The sequence below is a fragment of the Dyadobacter sp. CY327 genome, from assembly GCF_021390415.1.
GTDB lineage: Bacteria > Bacteroidota > Bacteroidia > Cytophagales > Spirosomataceae > Dyadobacter > Dyadobacter chenhuakuii.
Map to the genome: position 1 here is coordinate 144,303 of NZ_JAJUXJ010000001.1, position 12,416 is coordinate 156,718.

Annotated in this window: 14 protein-coding genes; 5 read left to right on the top strand and 9 right to left on the bottom strand. The window is 45.1% G+C overall.

Annotated features, from left to right (window positions below; translation table 11 throughout):
* Positions 1-142: 142 nt before the first annotated feature.
* Entirely contained in the window at positions 143-1,384 is a 1,242-nt protein-coding gene (locus LZG74_RS00670; RefSeq protein WP_026629530.1) for an ABC transporter permease, read from the top strand.
* Between the two features lie 65 nt (positions 1,385-1,449).
* Positions 1,450-1,899, top strand: coding sequence for a hypothetical protein (locus LZG74_RS00675; RefSeq protein WP_233794745.1), 450 nt, complete (start codon positions 1,450-1,452; stop codon positions 1,897-1,899).
* A 66-nt stretch (positions 1,900-1,965) separates the two neighbouring features.
* On the opposite strand, the gene LZG74_RS00680 is transcribed toward LZG74_RS00675, so the two are convergent.
* Both LZG74_RS00680 and LZG74_RS00685 read right to left on the bottom strand, forming a co-directional pair.
* Positions 1,966-2,301 carry a translation initiation factor gene (locus tag LZG74_RS00680; RefSeq protein WP_233794746.1) on the bottom strand — a complete coding sequence of 112 codons (336 nt, stop codon included), beginning with the start codon at positions 2,299-2,301 and terminating at the stop codon, positions 1,966-1,968.
* Positions 2,301-3,179: a diacylglycerol kinase family protein gene (locus tag LZG74_RS00685; RefSeq protein ID WP_233794747.1), complete on the bottom strand. Its 879-nt coding sequence runs from the start codon at positions 3,177-3,179 to the stop codon at positions 2,301-2,303. Before LZG74_RS00685 ends, LZG74_RS00680 begins: the two co-directional genes overlap by 1 nt.
* Positions 3,180-3,266: 87 nt before the next feature.
* Here LZG74_RS00685 and LZG74_RS00690 point away from each other — a divergent pair, with 87 nt between their 5' ends.
* Positions 3,267-3,698, top strand: coding sequence for a DUF4440 domain-containing protein (locus LZG74_RS00690; RefSeq protein ID WP_233794748.1), 432 nt, complete (start codon positions 3,267-3,269; stop codon positions 3,696-3,698).
* Positions 3,699-3,758: 60 nt separating this feature from the next.
* Here the strand turns inward: LZG74_RS00690 and LZG74_RS00695 are convergent, their stop codons facing one another.
* Both LZG74_RS00695 and meaB read right to left on the bottom strand, forming a co-directional pair.
* The gene (locus LZG74_RS00695) at positions 3,759-4,238 is read right to left on the bottom strand and encodes a lipocalin family protein (protein ID WP_233794749.1); all 480 of its coding nucleotides are present in this window, start codon (positions 4,236-4,238) and stop codon (positions 3,759-3,761) included.
* A gap of 84 nt (positions 4,239-4,322) precedes the next feature.
* Positions 4,323-5,315 carry a methylmalonyl Co-A mutase-associated GTPase MeaB gene (meaB, locus tag LZG74_RS00700; RefSeq protein WP_233794750.1) on the bottom strand — a complete coding sequence of 331 codons (993 nt, stop codon included), beginning with the start codon at positions 5,313-5,315 and terminating at the stop codon, positions 4,323-4,325.
* 136 nt (positions 5,316-5,451) lie between these two features.
* On the opposite strand from meaB, the gene LZG74_RS00705 reads away from it, so the two are divergent.
* On the top strand, positions 5,452-7,446 hold the full coding sequence (locus LZG74_RS00705) for a M1 family metallopeptidase (protein ID WP_233794751.1): 1,995 nt from the start codon (positions 5,452-5,454) through the stop codon (positions 7,444-7,446).
* Positions 7,447-7,513: 67 nt separating this feature from the next.
* Here the strand turns inward: LZG74_RS00705 and LZG74_RS00710 are convergent, their stop codons facing one another.
* From LZG74_RS00710 to yihA, 5 genes are all read right to left on the bottom strand, one after another.
* Positions 7,514-8,458 (bottom strand): 3-oxoacyl-ACP synthase III family protein, encoded by a 945-nt coding sequence (locus LZG74_RS00710; RefSeq protein WP_026629522.1) that lies wholly within the window; start codon positions 8,456-8,458, stop codon positions 7,514-7,516.
* A gap of 144 nt (positions 8,459-8,602) precedes the next feature.
* Complete coding sequence (locus tag LZG74_RS00715; protein ID WP_233794752.1) at positions 8,603-9,727, bottom strand: glycosyltransferase; 1,125 nt, start codon at positions 9,725-9,727, stop codon at positions 8,603-8,605.
* On the bottom strand, positions 9,724-10,380 hold the full coding sequence (gene deoC / locus LZG74_RS00720; RefSeq protein WP_233794753.1) for a deoxyribose-phosphate aldolase: 657 nt from the start codon (positions 10,378-10,380) through the stop codon (positions 9,724-9,726). The genes LZG74_RS00715 and deoC overlap by 4 nt, the downstream gene beginning before the upstream one ends.
* A 79-nt stretch (positions 10,381-10,459) precedes the next feature.
* Complete coding sequence (locus LZG74_RS00725) at positions 10,460-10,984, bottom strand: DUF5606 domain-containing protein (protein WP_233794754.1); 525 nt, start codon at positions 10,982-10,984, stop codon at positions 10,460-10,462.
* Between the two features lie 107 nt (positions 10,985-11,091).
* Positions 11,092-11,700 (bottom strand): ribosome biogenesis GTP-binding protein YihA/YsxC, encoded by a 609-nt coding sequence (yihA, locus tag LZG74_RS00730; RefSeq protein ID WP_026629518.1) that lies wholly within the window; start codon positions 11,698-11,700, stop codon positions 11,092-11,094.
* Positions 11,701-11,854: 154 nt separating this feature from the next.
* Here yihA and LZG74_RS00735 point away from each other — a divergent pair, with 154 nt between their 5' ends.
* On the top strand, positions 11,855-12,340 hold the full coding sequence (locus tag LZG74_RS00735; RefSeq protein WP_233794755.1) for a thioredoxin fold domain-containing protein: 486 nt from the start codon (positions 11,855-11,857) through the stop codon (positions 12,338-12,340).
* Positions 12,341-12,416: the final 76 nt, after the last annotated feature.

Sequence of the window (12,416 nt, forward strand, 5' to 3'; positions counted from 1 at the left end):
AGCGCGTTATAATTCAGTTTGTAATTTATTAAATCAATCACTTTATCTTACCTTTTGTAACAATTTATTTCTGCTCCTGCCACTTTACAGTTAACTTTTGGTTTGAAAGGATTTTGAAAAAAACATTATATCCGACGGCGCTATGAAATTTTTACGGCAGGTTTTAGAAAGTTTCCGTTTTGCCTGGCAGGCGCTCAAATCCAACATTACCCGGACCATTTTATCATTGCTGGGCGTAACGGTGGGCATTTTTGCAATTGTAGCCGTTTTTACCATTGTCGATTCCCTCGAACGCAGCATTAAGGACAGCATGAGCTTCATCGGCGATAAGGTTATATATGTTCAAAAATGGCCCTGGGGTTTCGGAGGAGAATATCAATGGTGGAAATACTTTCAATGGCCGGAGCCTACTTTCGCTGAATATAAATTCCTTTACGACAATCTGGAAAGTGCCAGCGCCGTGGCAGTTATGGATTTCCGGGGTAGCACTACATTAAAGAACGGCTCCAACAGCATTGTAGCGCAGATTCAAGGCGTTTCTTACGAATACAATCAGATTTCAGATATTCCCATTCAGGACGGGCGCTATTTTATCCCGCTTGAAACAAATAATGCACGAAATGTGGCCATAGTAGGCGCAGACATAGCCGCCGCGCTTTTTCCCGGGCAAGATGCGGTAGGGAAGGCATTTAAGCTGGCCGGAAATAAGTTTACAATCGTCGGCGTTCAGGTCCGGAAGGGCGAAAGCCTTGTGGATTTCGGCGGAAGTCCTGATAAAAACTGTATAATTCCGTTTGCCTCATTTTCAAAGCTTTTTCAATCGGGGCGCCGAAGTGCTGACATTGTTGTAAAAGGTTTTCCCGAAGACGAAGGAATGAAAGAAGTGGAAGCCGAAATTACGGGCTTAATGCGAACCAAAAGGGGCATTAAGCCGCGGGATGGCAGTAATTTTTCCCTGAACCGTCCCGAAGCCGCTGCGGAAGCAATTGGTCAGCTCTTTGCCGTGCTAACCATTGCCGGCTGGGTAATCGGAAGCTTTTCAATCTTGGTAGGAGGCTTTGGGATCGCCAACATTATGTTTGTTTCTGTTAAAGAAAGAACGAACCTGATAGGCATTCAGAAATCCCTGGGCGCTAAAAACTATTCGATCCTGTTCCAATTTCTATTCGAAGCGGTTATGTTGAGTTTAGTGGGCGGACTGGTTGGCATATTTTTGGTATTTCTTCTATCGTTCATGCCGATGGGCTCATTGCAGATCCTGCTGACGCCGGGTAACATTATACTCGGGCTCGGCGTTTCAAGTATCATTGGTGTGTTGTCGGGAATTGTACCCGCAATGCTCGCCGCGCGCATGGACCCGGTTATTGCCATTCGGGCAAAATAATAACTAGGAATAGTCAAACCGTTTTGCGAAGTTCGCTTATATCAATAACTCAGAAAATTACTATTATGCGTAAATGGGTCATATTTGCCATATTTCTGGCCGTCATTTTTGGAATCCTCTATTACCTGACATTCGGCTATTACAGCGAAGGAAAACGCGGAGGTTTCATTACCAAGCTGAGCAACAAAGGATATTTATTTAAAACATACGAAGGCGAGCTGAGAATGGGCGGCCTGTACGAAGGCGACGGCACCATGAATTCTTCGGAATGGGTGTTTTCTGTAAGCGCAAAAAATAAAGATGCGATCGCTAAGCTCGAAGAAGCTATCAAAAACGGGCAGCGCGTTTCACTTACCTACGAAGAAAAATTCTTTACACTGCCCTGGAATGGTGATACCAAATATTTCGTAACGAATGTGGAAGTGCTGGAAAATGTGCGCTCAAACCAGTTGCCGCAGCCACCCCCATCCAATTTGCCTGCTCCCACGGAGATAGACACGAATAAGGTTCTTTAGCCCCTAAATCCCCTAAAGGGGACTTTACATACGAGATGAGAAAGTCCCCTTCAGGGGATTGAGGGGTCACCCTCCCGCTTTCTTAGCTTTATAACCCTTCCCAACCAGCCAGTTGATCACCTTATCGCGGTGATCGCCCTGGATCTGGACTTCCTGGTCTTTGACAGTTCCGCCGCTTCCGCAAAGGGCTTTTAGTTGTTTGCCCAAGGCTTCCATGTCGGCATTGGTGCCGATGAATCCTTTTATAATCGTAATTACTTTTCCGCCGCCTTTGCGATCCAGCCAGATCCTCAGGTCCTGCTGTGCAGCGGGTAATGTATCCGGTTCGTCGGCTCCGGAATCATTGTATTCGAAGTCAGGGTTTGTGGAATATATGACTCCTGTGCGGTTCTTTTTTGACATCAGACAATTACTCGCAGGCTCTGCGGTTTAATTTTAACTTCAATTCTCGTTGTATCAAGCTGAAACGGCTCTCCGTCGTAATGTATCATTGGCGGCACATCCGTCTCCACCACAGCCTCAGTCATATGTGCGTAATCAATGTAGCGCGAAGCCTTCATTTGTTTGGTAAAAAGCTGATATGCGAGGGATGTACCATACCATTTCGGGAAAGGCTTAATGGTGCAAATGTCGAGTAAACCGTCCTGCAAACTTGCCTGAGGAGCAACCCAGGCATTATTTCCAAACTGACCTGCATTGGCAAATGACAGGGAGAAAGCATGGGTCTCCACACCATTCAACCGGAAACTCTGGGGCTTATAACTCCAATACGACTGAAACGAAACATTAATGTATGTAGACAGTCCACGCTGGTGCTGCTGGCTGAACAAATGCCCTACATAAGCGTCAAAACCCATTCCGGCGGTGCAGAAAAAGGGAATTTGATTAATTTGCGCACTGTCGATGGTGATTATTCTATTCTCAAAAAGCCTTTTCAGAGAAGCTTCCAATGTAAGCGGAATGCCCAGATGACGGGCTAGGCCATTGCCCGAGCCGAGCGGAATGATGCCGATCGGCTGCTCCGTATGCACAAGCGGCTGCGCAATCTCATTCACAGTCCCATCGCCTCCTACGGCAACAATGGCGTTCCAGAGCTGTAAACCAAGGTTTTCTTTTACTAATGTTGTCGCATGCGCCCTTTCTTCTGTAAAAAGTATTTTAGCCTCCGCTCCGTTTTTTTGCGCAAATGTTTCAATAGCCTGTTTCACCTCACCGGCGTTCTTGCCAATCGAAGTGCCGGAGTTGGGATTCAGAATAAACAGATAGGAAGGCTTGTTCATTTGGTTTTTTTGTCTTGCAAACGCTTCCCTTGTTTCTTTCGTGTATATTTAAAATCAGGAAACGATTTACAAAAATCCGCAAAAATTATGAGAAACCGGCTCTTCACCCTCATCCTGATCACGATTTCAATGTTTGCAAAAGCACAGACTTCGAAAGACAAGGAAACCATTTACGGAACCATGAACCGCCAAATGGCCGACTGGAACCGCGGCGACATTGATTCGTTCATGAACGGTTACTGGGAATCCGACTCGCTCATGTTCGTCGGAAAGGCCGGCATAACTTATGGCTACAAAGCCACGCACGAAGGTTATTTGAAGCGCTACCCGGATCGTGCGACGATGGGAACATTAAAATTTACTTACCTGAACCTCACATTTCCAGGCAAGGACGTGGCATTTCTGGTTGGGAAGTTTCACCTGACCCGGCCCGAAAAAGGCGACATCGAAGGACATTACACATTACTCTGGAAAAAGATCAATGGCAAATGGCTTGTAGTATGCGACCACACCAGCTAAAAAAATGCCCTGCCTTTAAAGGCAGGGCAATGGAGTTATGAATTATTGTATTACAATTAATTATAGCTTTTTAAATTTTAATAGCGCATTTACTGCCGGTTTAGTTGCATCTGTCTGAGTATTTGCAACGACTGTTAATTCTGTTGATGTTTGGGTGAATTTAAAATCCTTGCTTGTTGACCCGCTTTTAAGATTTAGCATATCTCCATTCACTTTCCATGTTGATCCATCTCCAACTGGCGCTAGCTGACTGATTGCGAGAACAGCAACAGGACAATCAGCAGTGGTCAATGTATTATCTGATTTAAAAGTCATTTTTAGATCGAGGTAACAAGGGGCTACTGTTGGTAACTGCGTTAATAGTGGAAGTGTTCCAGCCGTTTCAGCTGTTACAGATGTCAGTTGCCAGGTTCCAACAATCGGGTTGTTATCTACTTGCGGATCTGGCTCTTTTTCATCGTCTTTGCAGGCTGTCACAACAAAAGCCATTAGCAGGAATGTCAGGAGGGTTAATTTGCTTAATGCGGTGTAGATCTTCATAATCGGGCAGTAATGGTTGGTTTAGTTTAGTAACGCTAAGATTAACGTCCAAACATACTTTAAAAATGCTTTTGCGTAAAGTTTTTATGATTTAACGTTACGGAATGTTCTGAGCAGATCTTCCGCAGCAGAGTCAGGAAGTTCTCTTCCATCACGAACGGCCTCTTCCAATGATGTCAGCTTTGCTTTTACAGCGGCATCACTGAAAAACTGATTTTCCAATGATTGCCTGATAAGGTCGTGCATCCAATTCAGATTTTGGTTTTGTCTGTTTTGGTCAAAAAAACCATTGGCCCTCGTCGTTTTCTCAAATTCCCGGATCAGTTTCCAGATCGCTTCCATTCCATTTTCCTGTAATGCAGAGGATATGAGCACTTCTGTGGGAAAACCGGAATCTGCTTTTGGGAACAAATGCAATGCATTCTGATAAGCCGAAACCGCCAGAGCCGCCGCTTGCGCATTATCCCCATCCGCCTTGTTGATGGCGATCGCATCTGCCATTTCCATGATCCCTTTTTTGATTCCCTGCAATTCATCGCCCGCGCCAGCCAGCATAAGGAGCAGGAAAAAGTCCGTTATGCCTTTGACCAATGTTTCAGATTGCCCAACGCCCACGGTTTCAATAAGAATAATATCGTAGCCTGCCGCCTCACAAAGCAGCATGATCTCCCGCGTGCTCCTGGCGATTCCTCCAAGAAACAAACCCGTTGCAGACGGTCGAATGTAGGCCAAAGGGTTGTGCGAAAGTCTTTCCATGCGCGTTTTGTCGCCCAGGATGCTGCCCCGGGATTTCTGGCTGCTGGGATCAACTGCCAAAACGGCCACCCGCTTTCCTAAGGAGGTTAGATAGGTGCCGAAAGATTCGATAAATGTGCTTTTCCCAACACCCGGAACGCCCGTTATCCCGATCCGAAATGCATTGCCGGAATGGGGCAGCGTCTCTTTTAGAATAGCAGCAGCAAGTTCCTTGTCTGCCGGTAACCTGCTTTCCGTGACCGTAATGGCCTGGCTCAGCATGATCCGATCTCCGGCGAGGATTCCGGCTGTGTAGTCTTCAACGGAGAGACGCTTGCGCATGGCCTTTTTTACGATGTAACCGGTAATATTTCAAAGTAACTACCGGTTAGCAAAAATGAAACTTTTTATATTAAAAAAGGCGAAAAGCCGTATATTGCTCGTTTACAAACACATATTTTTCAAATTTTTCAATAGAATGAAAATATCCATATTTCGTCTGAGCTTGTTCTTGATGGCAGGTCTTGGATTTTTTAACGCCCACGCACAAGAGCAGGAAAAAGTGAAATACGATTCACACGTGCTTTTTCACCCCTTATTTAATTTTCAGCCTGGTAATGAATACCGGACGGGCAGCGGCTCTCCCGGTCCGAAATACTGGCAAAACCGTGCCGATTACAAGATCAATGTTGCGCTTGACGAGGCAAAGGGAATGGTGGCCGGCGATGTTGAGCTTACTTATAAGAACAATAGCCCGGAATCACTTGAATTCATCTGGCTTCAACTGGACCAGAATGCATTCAATGATCAATCGCGCGGGGGAAAAACGACTCCCGTAACCGGCGGCAGGTTTGGTAACACCGGTTTCAGCGGAGGAGATTCGATTAGAGCCGTTACTATTCAGCAGGGGAAAGGCGGTTTTGTGGAAGCCACTTATAAAATCACCGATACCCGCATGCAGATCAGGCTTGCAACGCCTGTAAAGCCGAATGGTGATGTGATCAAGATCAAGATCGCTTATTCTTTCAAAATCCCTGAGTACGGCTCAGACCGGATGGGAACATTGGAGACGAAAAACGGGATTGTTTATGAAATGGCGCAGTGGTATCCACGCGTTGCCGTATTTGACGACATCGAAGGCTGGAATTTGCTTCCCTACCTGGGCGCAGGCGAGTTTTACCTGGAATATGGTGATTTTGAATACAATGTTACTGTGCCCTGGGACCACATTGTGGTCGGTTCCGGCGAATTGCTGAACCCGAATGATGTGCTTACAGCAGAACAACGGAAAAGACTGGCTGATGCGGCAAAAAGCGATCAGACTGTTATGATCCGCAGCGCAGAAGAAGTTACCAACCCTGCGTCAAGGCCGAAACAGTCGGGAACCCTTACCTGGCGTTTCCGTTGCTTGCAGGCGCGTGATATTGCCTGGGCAACTTCCAAAGCATTTGTTTGGGATGCAGCAAAAATGAACTTGCCAAAAGGTAAAACAGCCCTTGCACAGTCGGTCTATCCGGCAGAAGATGGCGGATTGGACGGCTGGGGCCGCTCGACGGAATATGTGAAAGGCTGCATTGAATTTTACTCAGGTTATGTGCATGAGTACACTTACCCAGTTGCAACCAATGTGGCGGGGATTGTAGGCGGAATGGAGTATCCGGGAATTGTTTTTTGCAGCAGCAAAAGCCGTAAAGATGATCTCTGGGGCGTAACGGACCACGAGTTTGGCCATAACTGGTTCCCGATGATCGTAGGTAACAACGAGCGTAAATATGCGTGGATGGACGAAGGATTTAATACATTTATCAACTTCCTGTCCGCGGACAATTTTAATAATGGTGAGTATAAAAGCGCGCAGATGAATGATATGCAGCGTCTTGCACCAATCATTTTCCGCCAGAAAGCCGACCCGATCATGACCATCCCGGATGTAGTGCAGGCGGTGAACCTGGGTTGGGAAGCTTATTACAAACCTGCGCTTGGTCTGAAAATGTTGCGTGAGCAGGTTTTGGGCAAAGAGCGTTTCGATTATGCATTCAAAGTATATGTGCAGCGCTGGGCTTTCAAGCATCCGACTCCCTACGATTTCTTCCGTACGATGGAAGATGCAGCCGGTGAGGATCTGGGCTGGTTCTGGAAAGGATGGTTCTTTGAAAATTATAAGCTCGACCAAGGTGTCAAAGGCGTAACTTATGTTGAGCAAAACCCGCAAAAAGGTTCTTTCATCACCATTGAAAACCTGGATCAATGGGCAATGCCGGCTAAAATCGACATTGAAGAAATAAGCGGTAAAAAAACGCGCATCGAATTGCCGGTTGAGATCTGGCAGCGCGGAGGAAGCTGGACGTTTAAGGCAGCTACACAGCAGCCGATCCGGTCAGTTACTATTGACCCTGAGCACAGTCTTCCTGACATTAATCCTGAAAACAATGTCTGGAAGCCAGCCATGTTCTCGGAACCGGAAGTGAATTAAGGATTTGAATAAACACGAAAAATGCCCGCATCTCATCAATGCGGGCATTTTTTTGTTTTAATAAATATCAGACCGTAATCAGCATAGCTCCGTAAGAATAGCCACCGCCGAAAACGGTGATCACAATGTTATCGCCTTTTTTGAATTTATCCTTATTCTCCGACAATGCTATCGCACAACCCGCGCAGCCTGTGTTTCCTAAATATTGAATGTTGGAAATCAGCTTCTCCACGGGAATGCCTAATGTATTGATCACATTAAGACTGATGCGGTGGTTTGCCTGATGCGGAATCAGGTAATCCAGGTCGTCGATCGTTAGTCCGCAAGCCTGTAAAACCTGCTGACTGACCTTTGGCATATACTGGCAGGCATTCTGGAATACATCCCGACCGTAAGGCATGATCACACCGCGATCATTAGGCCGCAAAACAACTGCTTCAATCGCTTTTCCGCTCGTAGCAGCACCACCGGTGATCAGTTTCTTGATCTCCATGTCGGAATCCGTCTGGCGTTCTTTTGAAATCAGTAGGGCGGAAGCGCCGTCTCCCCACAAATGCCCTGAAACCGTGTCCATTTCATTATAGTAAGCCGTGTTGTGATCAGAAACCACCACCACTGCTTTGGAAGCTTTGCCTAATGCAAAATAACCTTCTACGATCTCGATCGCATTCAATAACGACGAACATGCAGAAGAGATGCTGACAACCGGGATGTCGGGGATTTGAAGCTGATGCTGAACCGCGTGCGCTAATGTAACGATGGTGTCATATGGCGTATAAGTAGCGCCTATAATCAGGTCAATTTCGTTTTTGCTGTAAGGGATATTTTCAAGTAAGGCCTCAACCGCTTTCATAGCCATTGTGGAAGTATTTTCTTCCGGAGAACACTTACGTCTTTCAGAAATTCCTGTGCGTTCTACAATCCACTCGTGGGACAGATTGTTAATATTTGTAAAATATTCATTACCAATAACTTCGCTTGGTAAATAATGACTAACTGTATTAATATACATGATTGAGAAGTTGACTTCGCAAGCTACGATTCTTTTTAATTCCGAAAGTTAAATATTTCGTAGAAATCGTAGTACTTAATATTTGAACAATTCAATAATAAGTTTATAAAATTATACTAAATGGTAAACGCTGACGAATAAATGCTAGTTTCTCTGCAAAGCGCTGTAAAATGTCAGCAATGTACTTTCTTCCGATGCCCAGTTATACATTCTTTCCACCGATTTGCGACCATTACTTCCCATTTGCCTGCCTTGATCCGGATTTTCAATCAACCACAGCAGCTTTTCACACAACAGCCGGGCGTTATATGGTGAAATACAAAAACCGCATTCCGATTGTTCGACGACATCCCGGTATAAGGGAAAATCTGACGTAATTACCGGCAATTTTAAAGACATATATTCAAACAACTTTGTCGTGTAAGAATCCGGGTAATCTGCAACAGGCTTCAACAATGCAATTCCGGCCACCGCCCGGCGTGCATATGGAAACATTGTCTTCTGATCGGCATATCCGTAAAAAATAAGATTGTCTGCAATCTCCAGATAGCCTGGCAGTTTTTCAATTTCGTTTTGAGAAATCCGAACTTTGCCGAATAAATGCATTTTGAAGTCAGGATAAACTTTCTTCAATGCTGCCAAAGCTGTTACAATTATATCAAAAGATCGTTCCAGCGAAATGACACCCATGTAAATGATCTCCGGACCTTTGCTTTCAACAAATGCTTCGGTTGCGTATTGATCTGTAAATGAGAGTAATGCGTAATTGCGGACTATGGCTGCGCGATAGGTCAGTTTGTCATATTCGTTCAAATAGGCGTCTTCGGTCAGGACAAGGGCAAAATGCTTTCGGGCATAATGATCGAAAATTCGAAATAGCTTTTGGAACAGGAAGCTGTTGTTGAAGGTTTTGATGCTAAACTTTTTGTAAAGATTTTCCTGCACCTCATAAATGACATTGGCCCCCAGCCATTTGAATAACACCGCAACCGGGATCAGTTCCGGAACAAAAATATGCACGAGCTGCGGCCGCAGACGCAGGCATTTCCATAAAAGTAATGTGTGCGAGAGAAGCAGCCGCATGTAAAGACGCTGAAATGCAGGAAGCCACAGCATGGTGATGGCGTCACCGGCAACATTTGGCAGGGCATGCGGCAGCGCGCAAAACACCTCGTATTCTTTTGCAAGCGAAGGCGCGATCTTATATACAATCCTGGGATCTGTGGCCGGATGGACGGTGCTTAACAACAAAACGCGTCGTCTCGTCATGCGCTTACAATGGCAATACCAGATGACGTTCCGATACGTTCGGCTCCGGCTTCAATCATGGCAATGGCCTGCCCTTTTGTCTTTATCCCGCCGGAAGCCTTGATTTTGACATGTGCAGGAAGGATTGAACGCATTTTTTTAACCACTTCCACATCAGCACCTTGCGCGGCAAAACCGCTTGATGTTTTTACGAAATCAGCATTGGCTTCGGCACATATTTCACAAGCCGTGTAAAGGTCAAAGGAATCCAGGTAAGCGGTTTCAATGATTACTTTAATGATGGCATTTTGCGCGTGTGCAATTTCCGCAATCTGGGTGAGTTCCTCCCGCACACTGAGATACGCCATGGATTTGAACTGTGAAATGTTCATCACCACATCCAGCTCCGTAGCGCCGTTTTGCAAGGCATTGGTCGCTTCAAAAACTTTGGTTGCCGTTGTTGAATAGCCGAAAGGAAACCCGATCACCGTGGCTATCTCTATTTTAACAGGACAAAATTCCAGCATTTCCGTTGTATAGGCCACATAAGCAGGAGCCACGCAAACGGCCTTAAACTGATGTATCCACGCCTCCTCACACAATTTCCGAATGTCCGTCTCACTTGCATTGGCAGTGAGCAAAGTATGGTCAATGTAAGCGGAAAGCGATGTCATAAGGTGGGCCGGCGGTAATGTTAAAAAGTAAAAACCCCGTCGGATCGACAGGGTTCAAACAATGATTTATACAACGAAATTATTTTTTGCTTTTCTTTTCCTGCTCAGGAGCGTCTTCCGCAACCACTTCCGAAGTTTCTTCTACCTGCGCTTCTTCGCCAGGTTCCTCAGTGGAAGCAACGAACAGTTCAGGTGTATATTTTGACAATAAATTATACCAGGAAATGATTTTCTTAATGTCAGAAACATAGACTTTTGACCGGTCGAAATCAGGAAGGATTTTGTTCAAAAACTCGATCAGTTCTTTGTCAGATGCAGTTTTAGGCTGCAATGCCACTTCTTCGCCATGCTCTTCACGGATCTTCAAAAAAACGTCTGCCAATGGCGCGGATTCTTCTTCACCGTCCGTAAAAATAGAAACGTCTTTCAAAACAGAAACACGTGCAGTTGGCCCGATCAGCGTTTTTTCGCGCTTTTCATCCAGGCTTTCCACGATCACACCTGCACGGCTAGGCTTAAGAATGCGGAACAATCCGCCTTTTCCTGAAACATTTGCTATTTCTTTCAACAAATCCATTCCTGTTGACTCTACTTTTTCACTCATCCTTTCTTACTAATTAGTTATATCTTAATAATGATTATGTTGAATGCGATGACCACCTCAATTTTGCGCAAAATAACGGAAAGATTGAGCGCGAAACAACCTCTGGCTTACTTTGTCCTTTCAAACGACTGATTATAAGTTTCTATTGCCTCCAGAATCGGGTCGCGGCCTTCGTTTTTTTCTGCCGATGTAATGAACATAGGTGGCACTTCCTCCCACACTTCGGCCAGTTTCTGCCTGTAAGCCTCCATTTGATTTATCGCCTGGTTGGGTTTCAGTTTGTCAGCTTTTGTAAAAATAATGTGGAACGGAATTCCGGCTTCACCCAGCCCCGCCATAAATTCAAGGTCCACCGCCAGCGCGCTATGCCGGATATCGATCAGGACGAATGTGCAGATCAGATTTTCGCGGTTGTGCAGGTAATCGCCGATCATTTTCTCCCATTTCTCACGCTCAACCTTGCTCACTTTGGCATAACCATAACCCGGCAAATCCACCAGATACCAGGATTCGTTGATGAAATAATGGTTAATAAGCTGCGTCTTACCTGGTTGCTGAGAAGTTTTCGCAAGCGATTTCTTCCCGGTCAGCATATTGATAAGCGAGGATTTTCCAACATTTGAGCGCCCTATGAAAGCATATTCGGGCAAAACGGGATCAGGACATTTCTCGTAATCCGAATTGCTCATTACGTATCTTGCTTCCTGAACTTTCATGCTTTTTTGACGTTAATATTAATGCGAAGTTACTTTTTCTTTTTTTACCAACCTCAAATGTCCTGGTGGCATGTTCCCGGAAGGATAATTGGATAAAATAAAACAATAGGGTATTTTCGTTTAAGAGGAATTGAAACCATAACTAAATCAAAAGATGAAAGGTCTTAAAAAATTGTCTCTTCTCGTTGCCATCGTGACTATGACATTTGCAGTTACTATTGCGGCAGAAGCAAATAAAGCGGATAAGAATAGCAAGGAAGTAAAGGCGGAGGAAAAAGGGATCCAGTTTACAGAAGCCAAATGGGCTGAAATCCTGAAAAAAGCCAAAGCTGAGAACAAAATCATATTCTTTGACGCTTACACCACCTGGTGCGGCCCATGCAAAATGATGCAAAAGAATGTCTTCACACGCGACGATGTTGCAGCTGTTTTTAATAAAGATTTTATCAATGTAAAATATGATATGGAAAGCGGTGAAGGCTTGAAACTGGCCAGCAAATACCCGTTAGAAGCTTATCCTACATTGTTTTTTATTGATGCAAAAGGAAAAGTCATTAAGCAGGTGATCGGGTATCAAACTCCTGAAAAACTAATTGATCTTGGAAAATCTGTTCAGAAAAAGTCTCCTAAGGCGATCTGATCCTGAACATTGCTATAAAATAAAACCCCCGGAGGATGTCCTTCGGGGGTTTTATCTTCTAGCAATGCTATCAAAA